The following is a 20,683-nucleotide window of genomic DNA, read 5'->3' on the forward strand; positions in this document are numbered from 1 at the left end:
GAACCCGAACATGAGCCGTTACCAGCAGCAAATCCAGCCAACCGACGCGCACCTGTGCCTGCGCGGCATCCACAAACGCTATGGCGCCGTCAGCGCGCTCGACGCCATCGACCTGCAAGTGCGCCGGGGCGAGGTGTTCGGCATCATCGGCCGCAGCGGCGCGGGCAAGTCCTCGCTGCTTCGCCTGCTCAACCGCCTGGAAGCACCCAGCGCCGGCCAGGTACTGATCGACGGCCAGGACATCGCCGGGCTGCAAGGCAAGCCCTTGCACGCGCTGCGGCGCAAGGTGGCGATGATCTTCCAGCACTTCAACCTGCTGGCCAATAGCACGGTCGCCCAGAACATCGAGCTGCCAATGCGCATGGCCGGGGTGCCGCAAGCACAGCGCAGCGCCCGGGTGGCGGAGCTGTTGCGCCTGGTCGGCCTGGCCGGCCGTGGCGGCGCCTACCCCGCGCAACTGTCCGGCGGCCAGAAGCAGCGCGTCGGCATTGCTCGGGCGCTGGTGCTGGAGCCGCAGATTCTGCTGTGCGACGAAGCGACGTCGGCGCTGGACCCGGAAAGCACCCAGGCGATCCTCGACCTGCTGCGCAGCATCAACCAGCGGCTGGGCCTGACCATCGTCCTGATCACCCACGAAATGCAGGTAATCCGTGATCTGTGCGACCGTGTAGCCGTACTGGAACAAGGCCGCATCGTCGAAACGGGCGCGGTGTGGGAAGTGTTCGGCAACCCGCAGCACGCCGTCAGCCGCACGTTGCTCGGCGAGGCCGCGCCTGCAGCACAGGCCATTGCTGCCGACAAACGCTACCTCGACCTGCACTACACCGGCGGCAAAGGGCTGAAGCCCGATCTGGCGGCCATCGGTGCCGCGCTGGGCGATGGGGTGAGCCTGTTCTCGGGCACGATCGCCCCTATCCAGGGGCGGTTCCTTGGGCAACTGCGCCTGGCCATCGCCAGCGCGACACCAGACGACGAGCTGTTGCGCCAGGCCAGGTTGCTGGCAGACCGCGCCGACTGGGCCTGATCAGCGCAGCGCCTGGTCGAGGTCGCGCTGTAGCGAGCCGACCTCTTCCAGGCCCACGTGCAGGCGCACCAATGCACCACGCACCGGGGTTGCGAAGCTGCGCTCACCCAGCTCGGCCAGGGTCACCAGGCTCTCGTAGCCACCCCAGGAGGCACCGATGCCGAACAGGCGCAGGCGATCGATGAACGCTTCTGCCCGGCCCAGGCTGGCGTCGGCCAGTTCGAGGCTGAGCAGGCCATTGCTGCCCTTGAAGTCGCGGCGCCACAGGGCATGCCCCGGGTGCTCCGGCAACGCCGGGTGATACACCCGCGCCACATCCTCGCGTGCTTGGAGCCACTGGGCGATCTCCAGGCCCTGGCGCGCGTGCACGGCCATGCGGCTGGCCAGGCTGCGCGCCCCACGCAGCACCAACCAAGCATCGTCCGGGCTGACCGTGCAGCCGCAGGTATCGCTGCTGCGCGACAACGCGGCGAAGGCCTCTTGGGTGGTGCACACGCTGCCCATCATCACGTCGCTGTGCCCGCCCACGTACTTGGTCAGGGCCATCACCGAGATGTCTGCGCCCAATGCCAACGGCTGGTACAAGTAACCCGAACCCCAGGTGTTGTCGACCGCCAGCAGGATCCCGCGCGGCTTGCACAACGCAGCCATGGCCGGCAGGTCATTGAGCTCGTACAGCAACGAACTCGGGCTCTCGCTGTAGACCATGCGGGTGTTCGGGCGCAACGCGGCCTCCAGGCCGTGGCCATCGGCGGCGAAATAGCTGACTTGCACACCGAACGGCTGCAGCAGCTCGCGCGCCAGGCGCCGCACCGGGCCATACACCCCATCGCTGAGCAGCACATGGTCGCCGGGGCGCAAGTAGGCGAGAAAGGTCTGAGTGATGGCTTGCAGCCCGGTAACGAACAACTTGCAGCGGTAGCCGCCTTCCAGTTCGCTGACCAGGTCTTCGAGGGCAAAGGCCGTGGGGTTGCCACGGGCACCGTAGCTGAGCACCCGTTGCTGGTCCCGATGGCTGCGCGCTTCACGCTGTTCGGCGACGCTGTCGAACAGCACGGTGCTCAGGCGGCTGACCGGTGGGTTGACGCCGTGGGCCCCTTGGCCCGATTCGCCACGCCCGGCATGCACCAGCCGTGTAGCGACCGGATCGCTGTGCGTCAGGGGGGTGAAGCTGGCAACCTCGGCGGCGCTCATCTGTGCGATCAGCCCGGTCTCCCAGGCCAGGTAGCGGCGTGCCGCCTCCTTGTTGCCGGCGTGTCGGTCATGGACGAAGAACAGGAAATCGATGCAGGCGGCGTCTGGCAACGAGGTGTCGTCCGCGGCCTGCGGCCACTCGGCCAGCAACGCCTGGGGGAACAGGCGCGCAGCGCGACGTTGTGTATCTGGCAGTTCGCTGGCAGCCAACTCGGCGACGCGAGGGTCGTCGGCAATGAACACCAGGCGCCCAGACTGCTCACGCACCTGCTCGGCCAGCCCTGGGCGGATCGCCCACTGCGCGCCGCGCACGTGGCGCTGGCGGTAGGCCGTGCTCGGGCGCAGGTCCAGCAGCAAGGCGCCCTCCAGTTCTGCAGCGCTGGCTTCGGCCAAGGTTACCGCCAGCGGCGGCTGTGCCGGCAATGCCAAGCCACTGCCCAGGCCGCCTTCGAGGACGTACGCATCATGCCCCATCTGCCGCAGCCAGCTGGCCACCACCGGGGCACGCACGCCGTCGCCATCGAACAGCACCACGCGCGCCTTGCGCACGCCAATGTACAAGTCGGTGCCCTGCACCAGTTGCCCGCCTGGGCAATGCTGCGCGCCGGGCAGGCTGCCAGCGGTGAACTCCTCCGGGGTGCGCACATCGCACAGGAACAGCGTGCGTTGTGCATCCTGCTGCCAGGCCTGTACCTGCGCCGCTGCCACCCACTGCACCCCGGCCTTGTGCGCCAACCCCGTGGCGCGTGCCCGTTGCCGCCCCAGTGCCTGGCCGCTATGCGGCGGATACCCGCGTTGCCCCCCGTGCTCCAGTGGCAGGTCGACCAGGTACCAGCCCTGGGTGCCGTTCTCCAGGGCATAGACCGGGTTGTCGATGCCGAGGTTGATCAGGGTTTGCGCGCCGATGATGCTGCGGGTACGCCCTGCGCAGTTGATCACCACCGGTGTTTGGGGGTCATGCACCAGGTCCTCCAGGCGGTAGCCCAGTTCACCGTTGGGGCAGCAGGTGGCGCCGGGGATGTTCATCTTGGCGAACTCGTCCAGTGGCCGGCCATCGAGCAGTACCAGCGGCTTGCCCTGGCGTTGCCATTCGGCCAGCTCCTGGGCGCTGATGCGTGGGGTGTGGCAGGCATGTTCGACCAGTTCGCCAAAGGCCTTGGAGGGCAGGTGCACACCGGCGAACAATTCAAAGCCAGCGGCCTGCCAGCCCTGGCTACCGCCTTCGAGCCAATGCACGGCCTTGTAGCCCAGCGCCTGCAGGCGCTGCACGCCGCGCTGCACCAGTTCGCCGCCGGTTGCGTCGTAGACCACCAGACGCACCAGCGGGTTGGGCGCCAGGCGCGGGGCCTCGATTTCCAGCCGGCTGTACGGCAGGTTCACGGCGTAGAACAGGTGAGCTTCGCCGTACTGGCCGTGCTCGCGCAGGTCGAACAGGGCGATTTCGTGGCCGTCGAACAGCCAGTCATGCAGTAGCGCGGGGGTGATGCTGGGAGTCATGGGACGCAGTCCGTGGTCGTTTGCAGGGTTGAGCTCAGGCAATACGGATCAAAGGCCGTATGCCGCGATCGAAGGCGCCATCTGGGATTTGTTGTAGTTCACCACGCTGCCGTCGTCCTTGACCCCGTAACGGTTCTCCAGCGACTCCAGCGGCCGACCATAAAGGTGGAAGTGCAAGGTCGGCTGATCTCCCTCCACACGAATGCCATGCAGGTCTTCACCCAGGAACGCCACGGAGGTCCCTGGCTGCACCACGATCTCCTGCTCCAGCGCCAGGCGTGCACGGGCCGGGTCGCTGCCGTCATCTTCGCGGCGATACACCCGGTTCAGCTCCTGCCCCTCGACGGCGACGATGACTGCCCATGTCTCATGGTTGTGTGGCAGGGTCGCCTTGCCCGGCAGCAGCGAGTTGACGTACAGGGTCGGCGACTCGCCATCATCGTTCAGGCGGTAGCGGAACTGGGTCTCGCCGGTGGTCGCGTCCGGTGCCGGGAAGCGCTCGAAATTGAACAGTTCGCGGCGCTCGGCAAGGCCTTCGAGCAAGTGGACGATCTGCTGCAGGGCAGCGCGGTCGACACCACGCTCATGGATAGCGCGCACTTGCGCCAGAAACGGCTGGATCACGGATTCACGGGACATTATCGGTTTCTCTTCTTGGCTAGCGGAGGTCACACGCTGAGGCTGTAGCGCCCCAGGTTGCTGAAAACATCGGGCGCCGGGCGGCTCGGGCGTTGGCCGCCCTCACCTAGCGCATGCTGCAGAAAGGCACGGGTACGCTCGTGTTGCGGGGCGCGGAACAGTTGTTCGGCGCTGCCATGCTCGACGATCCGGCCATGCTCGGTGAAATACACCTGGTCGCTGATCTCTTCGGCAAAGCGCATTTCATGGGTGACCAGCACGCAGGTCATGCCTTCCTCGGTCAGCTCACGGATCACCGCCAGCACTTCGCCAACCATCTCTGGGTCCAGCGCCGAGGTCACTTCATCGAACAGGATCAACCTGGGCCGCATCGCCAAGGCACGGGCAATGGCAACACGCTGCTGCTGGCCACCCGACAGCTCACCTGGGAAGGCTGCTGCCTTGTGGCCCAGGCGCACCTTGTCGAGCAGCGCCAGGGCCTGCTCGCGGGCCTCGGCGCGGTTGCGCCCAAGCACCTTGGTCGGGGCGATCAGCAAATTGTCCAGCACACTCAAATGGGGAAACAGGTTGTATTGCTGGAAGACAAAGCCCACCTGTTTGCGCAGGGCAATCAGCTCCGCCTCGCCGCGCAAACGCTCGACCTGGGTACCACCAATGCAGATGCTGCCACGCTGCGGCCGCAGCAGGCCGGTCATGCAGCGAAGGATGGTCGACTTCCCCGAGCCGGACGGGCCGATGATCGACACCGCCTGGCCCGCCTGCACATCAAGGTCGATGCCACGCAACACCGGGTTGTCGGCAAAAGCCAGGTGCACGTCGCGCAACTGGATCAAGGGTTCAGAAGGCATAGCGGCGCTCCAGGCGTTGGGTCAGGCGGGCAATGGGGTAGCAGTAGGCGAAGAACAACGCCAGCACGCTGAAGTACACCAGCACGGTGAAGCCGCTGCGGTTGACGGTGTTGGCGGCAATCTGCGCGCTGTCGATCAGGTCGTGCACCCCCACCAGCGAAGCCAGCGCGGTGCCCATGGTCACTACCGCGTACAAGTTCATCCAGGGCGGCAACATGCGCCGCAGGCACTGCGGCAGAATGATCGAACGGAAGATCTGCACGCGGCTGAAGGCCAGCGAACGCGCAGCCTCCCACTGGGTAGCCGGGATAGAAGCCACCGCACCACGGAAAATCTCGGCAACGTTGGCACTGGCAGGCAGGGCCAGGCCGATCGTGACCTTGAGCCAGTCGGGAAAGGCCAGCCAGGTGCCGGCCACCTGGATTTCGAACGGGAACACATACGAGGTGAAGTAGATCAGCACCAGCCACGGCGCGTTACGGAACACCTGCACCCACAGCCGTGCGACACCGCGCAGTGGCGCCAAGGGCGACAGCGACAGAACGCCTATCAGCAAGCCCAGCAATGTGCCCAGGCCAATGGCGCCAACGCTGATCTGGATGTTCTGCAACAGGCCCGCCCCCAGGGTCGGTGACCAATGCCACAGTGTGGCGAGGTTCTCAATGGCCATAACCCGGCATCCTCAGGCGCGCTTCCACGGCGCGACCGGCACAATTGACAGCGAAGCTGAGCAGGCCGTAGAACGCCAGGATCAGAATCATCAGTTCGATGACATTGTCGCCCTGGGTCCAGATCATGATCGAGGCATAGGTAATATCGTTGACAGCGATCGCCGACGCCACGGCGGTCATCTTCACCAGGTCGATAAGGTTGTTGACCAGCGCCGGCAAGGCAAAGCGCACGGCCAGCGGCAGCTGTACCTGCAGCAGTTGCTGGCGGCGGCTGAAGGCCAGCGAGCTGGCCGCCTCCAGGGTCACTGCCGGCACCGCCTCGATGCCGGCGCGCAAGGCCTCGGCGTGAAACGCCCCTTTGTGCAGGGATATCACCAGCACCACCCAGGCAAAGGGCGTCATCGGGTTGGCGTTGCCCAGGCTCTGGTTGATCAGCATGTTCAGCACCAGGAACGCGCAGTACAACTGCACCAGCGTCGGCGTATTACGAGTGACCTCGATAAAGGCCCGCGCCGGCCAGGCCAACCAGCGACGTGCGGACGTAAGCGCCGCCGCCAGCAAGACGCCAACCACAAGGCTGCCGACCACGCTGAACAGGCACAGGTAGACCGTGGTCAACGCGCCCTCGAGCAGTTTGCCGCTGGCGTAGGTGTCGAACAGAAAGCCGTAATTCAGGCCAAGCCGGGCGAGCTGCCCGACCAGCCCGTGCAGAACCTCGCTCATCAGGCGCCTTCGCCCTGCAACTTGGCACGCAGTTCCACCAACGCCGGCGAGGCCGGGGTGATGTGGTTGGCCTGCTCACGCTCGATCAGCCAGCCGCTGCGGTGCCACTGCTTGACGAACGGGTCTAGGCGCTGCTGGGTGTCGGTCTCACCCAGGCGCGTCCAGATCACCGATGGCGCCGGGTTGAGTTCGGGGGCCAGGGCGCGGTAGCCGCTCCACTCGCCACCTTTGGCCAGCAGCGGGTTGATCAGCGTGGCATCGTGCACGGCAGCCACGCAGTTGTTGCCACGCAGGGCCAGCAGCGATTCGGCCGAGGTCTTGAAGGCTTTGATGTCGGCACCCAGCTCCACCAGCGCCTGGGTGTAGCTGCTGCCCTGCGAAGTGCACACCGGCTGGCCCTTGAGCCCGGCCCAGGTGTTGATCGGGCTGTCCTTGGCCAGCGCCGCGGTACCGCCCACGCGGTAGAACGGCGTGGGCACGTGGCCCAGCAACTTGTCGCGCTCGGGGGTCCATTCCATGTTGGCGATCAGCAGGTCGACCTTGCCCTGCTGCAGGAACTGCACACGGTTGGCCGGCTGCACCGCAATGAGGTCGACCGCCACGCCCAGCTGGCGCGCCAGGTCACGCGCAAGGTCGACGCTGAAACCGACCGGTTCGCGGGTGGCTGGGTCGATGGCCCCGAACGGGCCACCGGACAACACCACGCCCACGGCCAGCTTGTGGCGTTGCTGGACCTTGTCCAGGGTGGCATCGGCCTGGGCCAGGCCGCTGGCGGCCAGCGTGGTGGTGGCCAGCAACGATGCGAGCAGCCCGCGACGGGCAATGGTGGACAGCGACATGATGGGGGTTCCTCGTCCCGGCAGCCGGAACACCCGGCCAATGAGCGCGCATGCTAGAAAGTTGCAGGGATGAGGGGAAATTCAAATATCGCCTATCGTTATAACACTGAATGAACGGAAAATTTTCAAAATGGGTATAAGCCCCGAAAAATAGGGGTCACACAGATAGCCTCTTGATCAAGCACCCAACAATAGATAAATATTCATTATCTTTAGCCGTGCATCATTAATGTAAAAGCACTGTGCGCCCCTCTCCCCCAACGCTGCCTGGCCCACTTCATGAGCACCCTCGACCTCGACCTGCTTCGTACGTTCGTCGCCATCGCCGACCATTCAAGCTTCGCCGAAGCCGGCCGCAACCTGGGCCGCACCCAGGCCTCGGTCACCCAACACATGCAACGCCTGGAACAACAGGTAGGTGTACCGCTATTGCGCAAGCAAGGCCGCCACAAGTCGCTGACCGACGCTGGCCGTCAGTTGCTGCGCCACGCCCGGCAAATGCTCGCGCTCAATGACGAGGCGCTCGCCGGCCTGCGGCTGGATGGCCCCAGCGGCGTGCTGCGGATCGGCTCGCCCCACGACATCGCCGACACCATCCTGCCGCCACTGCTCAGCCACATCGCCCGCTCGGCGCCCAACCTGCGCCTGGAAATCGACGTTGGCCGCAGCCCGTTCCTGATGGAAGACTTGCAGCGCGGCAAGGTCGACATGGTCATTTCAACCCGCACCGCACCGGGCCTGGAAGGCTTTGCGCTGCGTACCTCGCCGGTGTGGTGGATATGCGCGGCGCAGTATCAGCACCTGCCCAGCGAGCCGTTGCCGCTGGTGCTGGTGGACGAGCCCAGCCTGTACCGCAAACTGGCCCTGGAGGCCCTGGAACGGGCCGGTATCGCCTGGCGCCAGGCGTACCTGGCGTCCAACTTGATCGGCGTCAAGGCAGCGGTGCGCGCCGGCCTGGGCATTACTGCGCGCAGCCAGGAGATGGTCGGCCCCGACATGCGTGTGCTCGGCCAAAGCGACGGCCTGCCGGCGCTACCCGATGTCACCTACCACTTGTGGGTGCGGGCCAACACCGTCAACCCGCTGGTGCGCCAGGCCTACGCGATGGTGCGCGCCAGCGCGGGGCTGTGATGGCTGGCACCCGCGCAGCTACACCGGTAGCTCGGTGGTCAGCTTGATCTTTTCCATCGGTACTTCGGTTTTCACGTTCTGCACCACGCTCAGGCTGGTCAGGTGCTTGATCTGAAAGCGCCGATAGGCTTCCAGGTCAGCCGCCACCACCCGCAACAACAAGTCGCAGTCGCCCGCCATCACATGGCACTCCACCACTTCGGGCAATTGGCGCACGGCCTCGACAAACTCATCGGTGGTGTCCTGGTCCTGACGCTTCAGCCATACGCGCACGAACAGGGTCAGGCCCAGCGCGACCTTGGCCGGGTCCAGCAATGCCACATAACGCTCGATGACCCCAGCCTCCTCCAGCAGCCGCACCCGTCGCAGGCACGGCGAAGCAGACAACCCCACCTGTTTGGCCAGTTCCTGATTCTGCAACCTGCCGTCGCGCTGCAGCGCGCGCAGGATGCGGCGGTCGATGGCATCGAGCTTGATTGGCATTGAACGTTCTCTTTTTTTAAGTATTCGGTAGCAGATGCCAAATGCTCTGCGCATCAGTGCAACTACGCAAGCCAATTCCAGCGATTCATTGGAATAATTTTCCTCCACTGGAGGTGACCATGAATACCCTTGAACCTGTACTGAACGATCCCCCTGCCACCACACCGCAAAGCGAATTGCGCCGGGGCGCCGTTGCCGCCCTGCCGGTGCTGCTGGGCTTCATCCCCTTCGCCCTGGTACTGGGCGCGCAAGCTTCCCAGCACCAGCTGGCAGCCGGCGAAGTGGCGTTGATGACCGGCCTCAACTTCGGTGGCGGCTCGGAGTTCGCCGCCATCGAGCTGTGGACCTCACCGCCGGCAATCCTGGTGATTGTCGCCATGACCTTGCTGGTCAACAGCCGCCACCTGCTGATGGGCGCGACACTGGCGCCGTACCTGCGCCACCTGCCATTACCCAAGGCACTGGGGGCGCTGTTCTTCATGTGTGACGAGAGCTGGGCCATGGGCCTGGCCGATGCGCGCCAGCGCGGTGGCTTCAGCCTGCGCTATTTCATGGGCGTGTCGCTGAGCCTGTGGGCCACCTGGGTCACGTTCACCAGCCTGGGCGCGCAGGCCGGGCCGCTGCTCGGCGACCTTCGCAGCTATGGCTTCGACATGGCCTTCGCGGCAGTCTTCCTGGTACTTCTCAAAGGCATGTGGAAAGGCGTACATGCCGCCGTGCCATGGCTGTTCAGCCTGCTCACCGCAGCGCTGTTCTACCTGCTGATCCCCGGTGGTTGGTACGTGCTTGCGGGTACCGTGGCTGGCCTGGTGAGCGCTTACCTGTGGGCCAAGCCATGATGGACGTTTCGACGCTGGTCACCATCCTGGGCATGGCCGTGGCCACCTACCTGACCCGTGCGCTGGGCTTTTTGCTGCTGCGCAAGCGCACCCTGGGGCCACAGCTGACCCAGGTGCTGAACGCCGCGCCCGGCTGCGTGTTGATTGCCGTGATCGCTCCCAAGTTCGTTTCCGGGCAGCCGGCCGACCTGATTGCGCTGGGGCTCACGGTGTACGCAGCCACACGGTTTTCGCTCTTGCCGGTGGTGGTGTTCGCCATTGTCGTGACCGGGGTGCTGCGGATGCTGTTGCTGGCATGATCCGCCGCTGCACCTACACTCCATTGACCCAAATCAAGCCCTCGCGCCGGGTTCGCGCGACGATGGCTGCACGCAAGGAATGACTCAAGCACCGCCAGGCGCACATTGTTCAAGGTTTGCCTTCGACCACTGTGCGCGGCCTTGGAAAAGGAGCCCCACATGAGCCCGCTGAAACACATACTGGTCGCCACCGACCTGTCCCCCCATGCCCGCAACGCAGCAGAGCGCGCTGCCTACCTGAGCAACACGCAGCAGGCCGCACTGGACCTGCTGTACGTTGCCAACCCGGCCCCCTTCGAGCGCCTCAAGCAACTGGTGGCGCCTGATGACGACCTGTTGAAACGGGTACTGGACAGCGCCGGCGAAAAAACCCGCGCACTGGCCGCCATGTTGTTCCAGCGCTACGACATTTCTGCGGGTGTGCAGGTTGCCAGTGGTTCGGTGATCACGGAAATCACCCGGGTAGTGCAGGACAAACACAGCAACCTGCTGGTGTGCGGAGCCAAGGGCCAGAGCGTGGCGCGGCGCCTGCTGCTGGGCTCGACCGTGCAAAAAATGCTCAACCACATGCCCTGCCCGTTGTTGGTCGTCAAGCCGGCACCTCGTGACGCCTACCGCACCGTGCTGGTTCCCGTCGATTTTTCACCTGTTTCGCTGCGCGCGATCCAACTGGCCAAGGCCATTGCCCCGCAGGCCGAGATCATCCTGCTGCATGCGTACGAAGCCCCGTTCGAAGGCAGCGTGCGCTTCGCCCATATCGACCAGGACACCCTCACCCGCTACCGCAATGTCATCCGCCAGGATGCAGTGGCACAGTTGGCCGCATTGAGCGAAGCTGCCGGCGTAGCCGATGCCCGGCAGATCGTGGTGCACGGTGACCCTGGCTGGCGCATTGCCGAGCAGGAACAGGAGCTGGAATGCGACCTGATCGTGGTCGGCAAGCAGGGTACGAGCGCGCTGGAGGAGCTGTTGGTGGGTAGCGTCACCAAGCATGTACTGGACGAATCGCAGTGTGATGTGCTGGTAACGCCTTAGCTCGCCGTATTTGCGCTGACGGAGTAGTGCGCAACGATCTTGCCAGCACAGGCTTGAACACGCTGTGCTGGCCTGATCTGTTGCGTCAGCCTTCACCTTCGAATGATTGAAATTGCAACTTCCAACTGTCGTTGATTTTGATCCAGCTCTCGACGAAATTTATCTGCTTGCTCCCTTGCGGCGTGACAATGAATGCCACACCACTGACAGCTGCAAGGTTACCCAGCTCTCGCACTTCGACATTCGACTCCGTTCGTTTGTGCTGGGAAAAAGCTGACGCGTCCTGGCCACGGAGCACAGAAAGTTTATGTAACTGGTTTTTCTTGTACATGAACTTTATGCCGTTCGTCGAGAAGAACCAGTCCGCTTCCAAGTAATCCAACTGCTCGATATTCAGTGTATAAAAAGCGTTGTACCACTCTTTGCGCATCAACGACAAATTTGATGAGATCTTCACAGTATCCTCTTCAGGTCCATTTCTTCCTGAACCCGCTCGCTCCATGCCGCATAGGTTTTTATCGCTTGCTCAACGCCACTGTTGTAAAACGCCGGACCGCAGACCTCTTCGATGAAATCGAGGAAAAACTCAACCTCAAACTGCCCCAACTGCAACTCAAAGGTATCGGCACAATACGCCTTCAACTTGCCAATCATGAGCGCTCGCGCTTCCGGTGAAAGTGAAATTTCAGGCATCTCGGGTCCTTATATCAGGCAGGTTGAATTTTATATCTCTTCCCTGCATACAGTCTTCGACAACCGCCGCCTCCCACTCATCAATGTCAATATTCGCAAGGCAGGCGTAAAGCACCCCACTCAACCTGGCATTGCCAATAGCATCACTGCCGTGGGCAATGGGTTCGCGCAGTTCCGCCGACGCCTCCAGGCGCTCCAGGACCATCCTGATCAGGTCAATCTTACGGGGCCGTACAACAGGGAAGGAAATGTGCATCGAACGCTCAGTTTCAGTGAACACATTATGCCAATAACCGGCAGGTACATAGATGGCCTGGCCTGGCGTCAAGGTATGGCACAGCATGGGCTCGCCGGCGGGAGGCGTTTGGTCGAAACTCTTGTCATTCAACAGTGGATAGGGACGTGTGGGCGCATAGACTTCCCACCGTTTCACACCTTCGATCTGCACTGCAATTACATCGTGGTTGTCGAAGTGCGCACCAAAACTTGGCGTTGAACTCCAGGCACAATAAAGATTTGCCCCGGACCGGCAACGCAGGTGTGTAGACAAGTAGCTTGCCGCTTGTTGAGCGCGCTCAAAAAATGCCTGGCAGCGATCAATGATCAATGTGCTACCGGTTTGCAAACGCTTCAGAAGGTTGTAACGGTTGATATGCGGCGAGGTCTCACCTGTCACCGTCAGGGTATAGGTTACAAACCCCTTGAAGCCACGCTCGGAGGGGATGCCATCGTTCGCCAGGCGTATTCTGGGGTAATCGAGAATATCCTTCTCAAGCAGGTTGTTGATTTCACCCCAGCCCACCAGCTGGTGGCCCGTGACCGACTCGAATACGAAGGGTTTCTTCTGAAAGGCCGAGCGAATGAAGAAGTCCATTTCAGGTAACGCAAAATCCATGCGGTCCATTAATATTCCCTATATCAGTTTTTCAGCATCTGTGGTGCGGGTGCCTTGCGTCAAGCCGAATCTCGGCGCGCAGTCAAAATGCCTCATGAAATGGCTGTCATGGGTCACAATCAGTACGCGGGAGATCAAGGCCTTTTGTTCAACCAGGCGTTGCAAGCCTGTGACCGACGCCGGGTCAAGGTGGGTGGTGGGCTCGTCCATGACGAGCAACGCGGGCTTCTTCAACAAAGCCAGGATAATGCCAAGCTTCTGTCGCTCGCCCGCTGACAAGTTCTGCCCTTGCTCACCCACCTCATACGCCAGCGGCTTGTCGAATGACAGGGTACTTGCCAGTACGGCGTATGCGTCCAGGTCTACGGGGCCCAGAAAGGTCTCAAGGTTCTCGGCAACCGTACCACCGATAAAGACCATGGTTTGGCTGGTCATGGCGATCCAGTCGGGTGTCAAACCATAACGCTCAGGCTGCCGGGTGACGCCATTGAAACGAATGCACCCGCTGTCAGGGCGGTCAACCCCGGCGATAAGGCGCGCAAGCGTCGTTTTCCCCGTGCCGTTGGTACCCGTCACGAAAGTGGGCAGGCCTGCTTTGCAAGGCACGTTCGCGCTGACGCCTTGCAGGATGGGCCTGCCGCCTTTGCTCTTGCAAAGTTGGTGCAGGGAAATGTCGATACTTGCAGGGTCGGCGGGCTGATCGTGATGCACCGCGGCGGCGTGCATTGCCATACGGCCAAGCGATTCCTCAAGTACGACGAAATCGATGCGCGCCTTGTTAAGTGTGCGCCACAGCACACCGATACGGTTCAAGGGCAGAAATACTTGAAAAAGAAACGTGGCCAGCATGATCAGGCTGCCCATCGTGGCGTAGCCCTGGTTGAATCTGAATGCGGCCCCCGCCAATACCATTGCACTCCCGGTAAATGATACGAGGGTGGTGACAATGCCGAACCTGAAGAATACCTGGCGAACACGCTGCTGCGCTGAGAGGTAGCGGTCTACGGCCACCCCATGCCTATGCTTCAACCTGCCACCTGCATTGAACAGTTTTTCGCAGAGCCCTGCCGCGATCACACTGTGGAGCACGCCATTCAAATACTTTTGCGTGATTGCAACTCGCTTGATCAACGGAAAGCGTGCACTGGTCATCTTGATGACCACCGCCATATAGGTGGCAACCACTAGAGTGAAACTGCCTGCAATCACGCCATCAAAATAGAAGCTGACACAGCCAATGACGAACACGGTTTGAAATAAGATGGGCAACGCCTCACCCCAGATAACCCTGATATAAGCACTGACCGATGACATGGCGGCTTCATAGGTAGCCACCATCTCGCTCCTGTTGAGCTGTTCCAGTTGTTCAAGGTAGATGCGGCCAAGCTTGTCGAGGTACGCCGCCCTGAGCAGCGACTCAACCCTGATGCAGTAGCCGTGTGACAACCACTCCACGAGGGCAAAGCTGCAGGGCATCGCCAGGCGAATGGCCAGGAAGCCCGCGCAGAATGCAACCAGGCCGGCAAGGCTCGCGACTGATTCAGGATGATCGATTGCAAAGCGCATCATCAAACCGAATGACACGAACAGCAGCGAGGCGAGCAATGTCAGGCCAGCGATCCCCACCTGCCTGGCAATACCGGTTTTAAGTGTACGTTTTTCGATTTCGGTCACGGTAGCACTCGTTGTCGTCGATCGCCCACCCAAGGGCGGGCGACCCGTCAATCAATGGTTACGATTGGAATTGCACATGCAACCGGCGCCACAGCCCTTGCCGGAGCAACCGCACACATTGTTGAGCACGACATTGCGATCCAGTATGTACTTGAGAATTTGCTCCTTCGGAAGTTTCAGCATCTCTGCGTTCACCCGCCCTTGCTCGTCGGTTTGCAGGTCGTCCAGCATCAGCGGCTTACGTCGAGCATTGAGGCTTTCGATGCTAAACTTCTGCGCATACTCGCCGTACCACTTGATGACCGTATCGTCGCCCAGCACTTGCTGGGTTTTGCGCAACTGGAAAGCAAAATCCTGTTGTTTCTGCGTTGCAAAGGTCATGTTGTGCTTGGCCAGGTGCTTTATTTCCTCTTTCAGCATGTTCCGCGAGAACGGAAAATGATGAAGAAACCCACCCATGTATTCATTGCAAAACGCATAATAGTGGTCGGTGAACTGAAGAAAGGTATGCCACATTTCATCAATCACTTGAAACTGATAGTAAATGGACACACTGAAACACTCTCGCTGGCACTGCGCAGCCAGCAACAGGAATTTCTTGGTTTCCTCGAAGAGCTCTTCTGCCTCCTCGCGCGTGACATCCCACTCCTTGCAAAACTTCAGTACAACGTCTTCATTTTTATACTGCGATACCGCCTGCGCGTCTGCAACGCGCAGGGGTGTGACGATGGCATCGCTGGTAATTCGTTGCTGTAGCATAAAATATCCTTTTCATGCATTGATATCGCCCTTGCAGTTACCGGGCTTGGTCGTGGGGCGTGCCTGTATTGAAACTTTTCAGCCACCCGCTTCACGCCAGATTTGAACTTAACACTTGCCACTTGCACCCCCGAACTGCGACAGGCTGTCGCACCCTGAAAGCCAAGCCCAGGGCTGCCGTCCGCCATGCCAGGCGCCACTGCCATGCTGCGGTAGATTGTCGCAGCCGCATCACCCCCTTGACCCCTCTAGTGCGCCCGGGACGGGCAACCACCGGCGAAAACTGTCCGGGCCTTTACCACTGAGTGGGCTCCAGGAAAACTCCCAGGGCGGAGGGGGCAAGCAGTTCGTCTGCTCCACTGTGAAGGGGGTTGGCCGCATGCCCGGCTTCCATTCCACCACCACATCCGCCATTGGCTGCCACGCCAGGACCAGGCCACGCGCCTGAGACATGTCGGCAGCTATCCATAAGGCAGCCGCCGCGACCATGAATGCCTCGATGTGCGTCTCGGTTACCTGTGCCTTGTAGGGTGAGCCCAGCAGCCAACGGCAGACGCTGATGTAATAGCTCCAATCCAAGGCCGGGTGATGTCGATAAGCCCAGGTCATGAAGCAGCGGAACAGTTCCAGACCTTCCGGCGGGTCTAGCTTGAGCAAGCCTGGGCACACGTCGAACAACGTGTGCCAGTACGGCAGTAGTCGCGCGTCCAGCTTGACGAACGTACGGGCGTTGCAGGGGTAATCGGGAAACGGCAAGCGAGACTCACTCAAGCGTGCAGCGCGAGCCGGGGGGCAAAAGCGTGAAGTGGCCAAAGGGCGAGACATCATGTGCTCCATGCATCAGATAGCCTTGAACAGGCCCCGCCTTGATTCCTGGCGGGTAGTGTGCGTTTCGGGACCGTTCTGACAGGTAGATAGGGGGGAGCACGCGGATAAGGCGAAAGCCAGCGATGCCGAGGCGCATGGCTGGCGCAGGTCAGTACCGTCATGAGAGGGTTGATCCTTGACCGACGTTGCAGATAGCAGCGCCTGCTGCGGGCATGCGCAGCCAGGCATCGTGCTCGATACGCAGGCGCGAGCCCGCATCAGCGCCTAGGCGCCGGCAACGTCAAAAAGGAGAAGCTCGGGGGTTGGCCGTGGGCCAGCAATAGCGTGGAGGCGCCTGGCTGCGCACCTCGCTGCAAAACCGCCTTGGGTTCGCACAGCTGAGCAACCAGGCGACCCCCAGGAGGAACACCAAGGTAAGGAAGTTCGCCGTACACGTTGGACAGGCGAACAGGTTGCTCCAGTCCGCCGTGGACGATGTGCCGTGTTGCTGGGCCTGTGAGGTGGAGATGTCATTGGCCAGGCTGCAGAAGCCGCCACCGATGCCATTGAGCGCCAAGCCCAATGCCTGCCCGTGACCCAGGCCACAGCAAAGCACGTTGAACAGGACACTGAAATACAATGCCCAGGCAATGAGGGGCCGATTACCGGTGCAGCGATCCATGGCCGGCAACTCTAGCATCCAGGCCCGCGAGTGAGAAAGACAGCATCGCACCACTTCAATGGCTACGTGCGTAAAGGACCGGGAAAAAGCAGGTCAATCGCTATATACTTTTATATACACCGATACCCGTAAAGCCAGATGAAGCCGTGATGTGCCTGCAAATCGAAATGCTGAACGAGTCCGACAACGGCGCTGACGCTCTGCTCGGCGCAACCAATCACACCGTGGGAAATGCCGGCATTCGGCGCAGGAATCAGAAGCTGATTCTGCAGGCTGCCAGCGAAGCGTTTGCCACGACCGGCTTCACCGCCACTCATTCGCATGATATTGCCGAACGTGCCGGGGTACCTAAAGCCAACCTCTACTACTACTTTCAATCCAAAGAGAACCTGTACGTGCAGGTGCTGATGAGCTTCGTTGAACCGCTGGTGAGGGCCTCGGCAGCGCTGCGCAAAAGCGACGACCCGATAGTAGGCCTGCGGGCCTATATCAAAGCCCGCATCCGCATCATTCGCGAGCACCCGTTCAGCGCCGCCGTGTTCAGCCAGGAGTTGCTCTCAGGGGGCAAGCATCTGCCAGAGGCATGCAAGAACCTGCTGCACGAGGAAGCCCAGCGCAACGTCGCCTGCCTGCGCAACTGGATCGACCATGGCCGGCTGGCGCCCTGTGATCCTGAGCACCTGATGATCTTCATCTGGTCGTCGACACGGACCTACACCAATCTGGCCTGGCAAATGTCGCAGCTCAGAGGCGTAGCCGAACCTGACAAGGCTGACTTTGACCGCGCCACCCGAACGGTCACCCAAATGGTGTTGGGCGGTATCGTCCCGGCATGACCGGCAACCTGGCAGCAAGCAGGTGCTGCCGTGATGCCAGGTAGAGGCCTGGTCTTGCGCCGACGATGCCGCATCCATAGCAAGGAGAACTGACGTGTCCACGACCGCGATTGCCTGCCAGGATGCTGCCGCTGGGCACCATCGGCCTTTAACTGCGTCATGCGTTGGAAGAGCCCCAAAGCACCTGCAAATCGTGCCCCACGCGATTTCCTCTGGACCAGAAGTGGCTGCGCAGCCTGGTACTGGACGCCGCCCGGAACATTGGTTTGCCGCGCTGAGTGATTTCAGTCGCGCGAAACATTCAAAGCGGCACAGACAACCCGACCTTGACCTTGTCCAGAACGATCAACGTGCGGTAAGTCAGGATGTCTTCGTTATCGGCAAAATGCAGCCTCACCAGCTTTTCGAAATGCGCCACGTCACGGGCAAGCATGACGATGATGAACGACACCCCGCCGTTGACGAAGTAACACTGCTGTATCTCTGCCACATTGGCGAAATAACGCTTGGCGCGGTCCATCACCTGCGAGCGATCGTCCCGCAAGCGTGATTCGACGATGGCCGTGATCATCTGGCCAACACACTCCGGGGCAATGACTGCGGTGTTGGCAGTGACCACTCCGCTCGCCTCCATCTGTGCAATACGCCGCTGTACAGCCGGTGTGGACAGGCCGATTTCCTCGGCAATGGCGCGCTGCGAGGTTTTGTTGTCTTGCTGCAGCAGCCGCAGAATCGCGTGATCGAAGCCGTCCAGCGGACGGTTGGCGCAGTCACTCATTTTCGGGTTCCAAAGAAAGCAGTTCACTCGTCAGAGGCCCATTTTCACAGTAATTGCTTCGCAGGCCGAGCACTAAAATGTCGCCTCGACCGATGCTGGAGCCACGCGTGGACGCAAAAACTGCTGGAACCTTCGCCCCTGTCGGCGCAGCCATCGCCGCGCTGGTCTCGGTGCAAACCGGTGCTGCCTTGGCCAAAACCTTGTTTCCATTGATCGGCCCCGAAGGCGTTGTCGCCCTGCGGCTGGGCTTGTCCGCCGTCATCTTGCTGGCGGTGCTGCGCCCTTGGCGCATCTGGGGCCAGGCCAACATGCTTCATTTGTTGGGTTATGGCGTAATGATGGGGCTGATGAATATTCTGATTTACCGGGCATTCCTCTATATCCCGGTGGGCATCGCGGTGTCCATCGAGGTCATCGGCCCACTGGGCGCGGCCTTGCTGTCTTCCCGGCGGCGGATCGACCTGCTGTGGATTGCCCTGTCGGTCGCCGGGCTTACCTTGCTGCCATGGGGCACGGGCAGTCAGGGCCTCGACCCGCGCGGGGTGATGTACGCGCTCGCGGCTGCATTGGCCTGGGGGCTGTATGTGATGCTTGGCAGCAAAGTGGCGGTTCACGGCAAACAGGCAGTCGGCACCGGGATGTTGTTTGCCGCGCTGCTGGGCGTACCACTTGGTGTCAACCACGCCGGTGCCGAGTTGCTGGCGCCATGGGTGCTTATGGTCGGGTTGGGCGTAGCGCTGCTTTCCAGCACGGTGCCTTTCCTGCTCGACATGTATGCCATGCGGCACTTGCCGCCCAGTATTTTTGGCGTGCTGCTCAGCGCTTCGCCCGCTGCGGGGGCGATAGCAGGCTGGTTGATCCTCGGTGAAGTGCTGGCACTGACCCAGTGGCTGGGCATAACAGCCATTGCCTTGGCCTGCGCAGGGGCGGCACTGGTGGGGCGTGGTCGCTGAGCGCGGGCGCTCTACGCAAGGCCTTTCATCGATGGCGCTGATGATTACTATCGAGCGGCCTGCCTGTCGGCCTGACCAGGCCGTCTCTATAATCGCCTGCAAATCCCCCCGCTCCTGCGCCTGCTACAGGCGACATCCCTCATGGAACCGAACCCCATGCCAAGCAACCGCCAGGCCTCTCGTGGCCTTCCCGAACATAATCAACAGAGTGTCACGCAGCAGTGGCTGGCCATCCTCTCGGTCGCCGTGGGCGCCTTCGCCCTGGTCACCAGTGAGTTCCTCCCGGTGGGGGTACTCAACGATGTCGCCAGCGACCTTGGCATCAGTGCCGGCCTTGCCGGCCTGATGGTGACCCTGCCCGGTATCATGGCCGCGCTGGCCGCGCCTTTGATCTCGGTGGGTGTGGGGGCGCTGGACCGGCGCTACCTGCTGATCGGCCTGACACTGATCATGATCATCGCCAACGCCATCGTGGCCTACGCCGGTGACTTCAACCTGCTGTTGGTCGGCCGCGTGCTGCTGGGTGTCAGTATCGGCGGCTTCTGGGCGACCGCCATCGCCCTCAGCGGGCGGCTGGCACCTGACGGCATGGGCGTAGCCAAGGCCAACTCCATCATCATGGCGGGGGTAACCCTGGCGACGGTAGTGGGCGTACCCGTGGGCACCTGGCTGAGTGGCCTGATGGGCTGGCGCATGACCTTCCTGGTCACCGCCCTGGTCGGCGTACCCGTGCTGCTGGCGCAGGTATTGCTGTTGCCACGGCTGATGCCGGAAAAGGCCATTCGCATCAGCGACCTGCCAGCGCTGTTCGTCAACCCGCAAGCACGGGTCGGCTTGATCGCTGTTTTGCTGATCGGCCTGGCGCACTTTGCGGCGTACACCTATGTTGCACCGTTCTTCAAACAGAATGCCGGCTTCGACGGGCCGACCATCGGCTCGTTGCTATTGCTGTACGGCGTGGCCGGTTTCATGGGCAACATCTTCGCCGGCTTTGCCGCCAACCGCAGCGTGCGACATACCCTGATGCTGGTCGCGCTCATGATCGCAGTCAGTACCGCCCTGTTCCCGCACTTCGCCACCAGCATGACGGGCGCCGCGATGCTGATCGCACTGTGGGGCTTTGCTTTCGGTGCGTTCCCGGCCTGCGCCAATATCTGGATGTTCGTGGTGGCGCCCAAGGATGTCGAACGCGGCATGCCGCTGTTCGTGGCCATGTTCCAGGTGATCATTGCCGTGGGCTCGTTCTTCGGCGGGCAAGTGGTCGACCATATGGGCACCGCAGTGCTGTTGAGCCTGGCCACGGCGCTGGTGGGCTGTGGCTTCGTCACCGTGCTGGTGCTGGGACGCAACGTCAGCAATAGCCTGGCGACGCAGCCAGGCTGAG

General features: G+C 61.9%; 23 protein-coding genes. 8 read left to right on the forward strand and 15 right to left on the reverse strand.

Going from position 1 to position 20,683, the window contains the following annotated elements; all coding sequences use genetic code 11:
- The first annotated feature begins 10 nt into the window (after window positions 1–10).
- Complete coding sequence (locus tag DM807_RS20630) at window positions 11–1,024, forward strand: methionine ABC transporter ATP-binding protein (protein ID WP_069942428.1); 1,014 nt, start codon at window positions 11–13, stop codon at window positions 1,022–1,024.
- Here DM807_RS20630 and metC read toward each other — a convergent pair whose 3' ends face one another.
- The 6 genes from metC to DM807_RS20660 are packed head-to-tail and all read right to left on the reverse strand — an operon-like array spanning window position 1,025 to window position 7,435.
- Entirely contained in the window at window positions 1,025–3,715 is a 2,691-nt protein-coding gene (gene metC, locus DM807_RS20635) for a cystathionine beta-lyase (protein WP_179027829.1), read from the reverse strand.
- Between the two features lie 48 nt (window positions 3,716–3,763).
- Window positions 3,764–4,354 carry a cysteine dioxygenase family protein gene (locus DM807_RS20640; RefSeq protein WP_179027830.1) on the reverse strand — a complete coding sequence of 197 codons (591 nt, stop codon included), beginning with the start codon at window positions 4,352–4,354 and terminating at the stop codon, window positions 3,764–3,766.
- A gap of 29 nt (window positions 4,355–4,383) precedes the next feature.
- Complete coding sequence (locus tag DM807_RS20645; RefSeq protein WP_012272784.1) at window positions 4,384–5,202, reverse strand: amino acid ABC transporter ATP-binding protein; 819 nt, start codon at window positions 5,200–5,202, stop codon at window positions 4,384–4,386.
- Window positions 5,192–5,872: an amino acid ABC transporter permease gene (locus DM807_RS20650; protein ID WP_012272785.1), complete on the reverse strand. Its 681-nt coding sequence runs from the start codon at window positions 5,870–5,872 to the stop codon at window positions 5,192–5,194. Before DM807_RS20650 ends, DM807_RS20645 begins: the two co-directional genes overlap by 11 nt.
- Window positions 5,862–6,596: an ABC transporter permease subunit gene (locus DM807_RS20655; RefSeq protein ID WP_012272786.1), complete on the reverse strand. Its 735-nt coding sequence runs from the start codon at window positions 6,594–6,596 to the stop codon at window positions 5,862–5,864. Before DM807_RS20655 ends, DM807_RS20650 begins: the two co-directional genes overlap by 11 nt.
- Entirely contained in the window at window positions 6,596–7,435 is an 840-nt protein-coding gene (locus DM807_RS20660) for a transporter substrate-binding domain-containing protein (protein ID WP_060514385.1), read from the reverse strand. The genes DM807_RS20655 and DM807_RS20660 overlap by 1 nt, the downstream gene beginning before the upstream one ends.
- Before the next feature lie 279 nt (window positions 7,436–7,714).
- Between DM807_RS20660 and DM807_RS20665 the strand changes: the two genes are divergently transcribed.
- Window positions 7,715–8,566, forward strand: coding sequence for a LysR substrate-binding domain-containing protein (locus DM807_RS20665; RefSeq protein ID WP_012272788.1), 852 nt, complete (start codon window positions 7,715–7,717; stop codon window positions 8,564–8,566).
- 18 nt (window positions 8,567–8,584) lie between these two features.
- Here DM807_RS20665 and DM807_RS20670 read toward each other — a convergent pair whose 3' ends face one another.
- Window positions 8,585–9,049 (reverse strand): Lrp/AsnC family transcriptional regulator, encoded by a 465-nt coding sequence (locus DM807_RS20670; protein ID WP_012272789.1) that lies wholly within the window; start codon window positions 9,047–9,049, stop codon window positions 8,585–8,587.
- A 119-nt stretch (window positions 9,050–9,168) separates the two neighbouring features.
- On the opposite strand from DM807_RS20670, the gene DM807_RS20675 reads away from it, so the two are divergent.
- The 3 genes from DM807_RS20675 (at window position 9,169) to DM807_RS20685 (ending at window position 11,222) form a co-directional block, all read left to right on the forward strand.
- Window positions 9,169–9,888 (forward strand): AzlC family ABC transporter permease, encoded by a 720-nt coding sequence (locus tag DM807_RS20675; protein WP_012272790.1) that lies wholly within the window; start codon window positions 9,169–9,171, stop codon window positions 9,886–9,888.
- Entirely contained in the window at window positions 9,885–10,187 is a 303-nt protein-coding gene (locus tag DM807_RS20680) for an AzlD family protein (protein ID WP_012272791.1), read from the forward strand. Before DM807_RS20675 ends, DM807_RS20680 begins: the two co-directional genes overlap by 4 nt.
- Window positions 10,188–10,346: 159 nt before the next feature.
- Window positions 10,347–11,222 carry a universal stress protein gene (locus DM807_RS20685; RefSeq protein ID WP_060493501.1) on the forward strand — a complete coding sequence of 292 codons (876 nt, stop codon included), beginning with the start codon at window positions 10,347–10,349 and terminating at the stop codon, window positions 11,220–11,222.
- An 85-nt stretch (window positions 11,223–11,307) separates the two neighbouring features.
- On the opposite strand, the gene DM807_RS20690 is transcribed toward DM807_RS20685, so the two are convergent.
- The 7 genes from DM807_RS20690 to DM807_RS20720 form a co-directional block, all read right to left on the reverse strand.
- A complete protein-coding gene (locus tag DM807_RS20690; RefSeq protein ID WP_081336931.1) occupies window positions 11,308–11,679 on the reverse strand; it encodes a DUF4440 domain-containing protein in 372 nt (123 codons plus the stop codon).
- Window positions 11,676–11,915: a DUF2164 domain-containing protein gene (locus tag DM807_RS20695; protein ID WP_012272794.1), complete on the reverse strand. Its 240-nt coding sequence runs from the start codon at window positions 11,913–11,915 to the stop codon at window positions 11,676–11,678. Before DM807_RS20695 ends, DM807_RS20690 begins: the two co-directional genes overlap by 4 nt.
- A complete protein-coding gene (locus DM807_RS20700) occupies window positions 11,908–12,819 on the reverse strand; it encodes a JmjC domain-containing protein (RefSeq protein WP_012272795.1) in 912 nt (303 codons plus the stop codon). Before DM807_RS20700 ends, DM807_RS20695 begins: the two co-directional genes overlap by 8 nt.
- A gap of 9 nt (window positions 12,820–12,828) precedes the next feature.
- Window positions 12,829–14,484, reverse strand: a complete 1,656-nt coding sequence (locus DM807_RS27970; protein ID WP_060514387.1) for an ATP-binding cassette domain-containing protein — start codon at window positions 14,482–14,484, stop codon at window positions 12,829–12,831.
- Between the two features lie 51 nt (window positions 14,485–14,535).
- Window positions 14,536–15,243, reverse strand: a complete 708-nt coding sequence (locus DM807_RS20710) for a glycine-rich domain-containing protein (protein ID WP_012272797.1) — start codon at window positions 15,241–15,243, stop codon at window positions 14,536–14,538.
- Between the two features lie 231 nt (window positions 15,244–15,474).
- Complete coding sequence (locus tag DM807_RS20715) at window positions 15,475–16,068, reverse strand: putative natural product biosynthesis protein (RefSeq protein ID WP_244965064.1); 594 nt, start codon at window positions 16,066–16,068, stop codon at window positions 15,475–15,477.
- A gap of 283 nt (window positions 16,069–16,351) precedes the next feature.
- Entirely contained in the window at window positions 16,352–16,750 is a 399-nt protein-coding gene (locus DM807_RS20720; protein ID WP_081336930.1) for a DUF2946 domain-containing protein, read from the reverse strand.
- A 131-nt stretch (window positions 16,751–16,881) separates the two neighbouring features.
- Here DM807_RS20720 and DM807_RS20725 point away from each other — a divergent pair, with 131 nt between their 5' ends.
- Window positions 16,882–17,568 (forward strand): TetR/AcrR family transcriptional regulator, encoded by a 687-nt coding sequence (locus DM807_RS20725; protein ID WP_012272800.1) that lies wholly within the window; start codon window positions 16,882–16,884, stop codon window positions 17,566–17,568.
- A 301-nt stretch (window positions 17,569–17,869) separates the two neighbouring features.
- On the opposite strand, the gene DM807_RS20730 is transcribed toward DM807_RS20725, so the two are convergent.
- The gene (locus DM807_RS20730; protein WP_012272801.1) at window positions 17,870–18,346 is read right to left on the reverse strand and encodes an Lrp/AsnC family transcriptional regulator; all 477 of its coding nucleotides are present in this window, start codon (window positions 18,344–18,346) and stop codon (window positions 17,870–17,872) included.
- A 107-nt stretch (window positions 18,347–18,453) separates the two neighbouring features.
- Between DM807_RS20730 and DM807_RS20735 the strand changes: the two genes are divergently transcribed.
- Both DM807_RS20735 and DM807_RS20740 read left to right on the forward strand, forming a co-directional pair.
- Window positions 18,454–19,299, forward strand: a complete 846-nt coding sequence (locus DM807_RS20735) for an EamA family transporter (RefSeq protein WP_012272802.1) — start codon at window positions 18,454–18,456, stop codon at window positions 19,297–19,299.
- Window positions 19,300–19,455: 156 nt separating this feature from the next.
- Window positions 19,456–20,682, forward strand: a complete 1,227-nt coding sequence (locus tag DM807_RS20740; RefSeq protein WP_041166730.1) for an MFS transporter — start codon at window positions 19,456–19,458, stop codon at window positions 20,680–20,682.
- Window position 20,683 lies beyond the last annotated feature (1 nt).

Source organism: Pseudomonas hunanensis (assembly GCF_013393325.1).
Lineage (GTDB): Bacteria > Pseudomonadota > Gammaproteobacteria > Pseudomonadales > Pseudomonadaceae > Aquipseudomonas > Aquipseudomonas putida_P.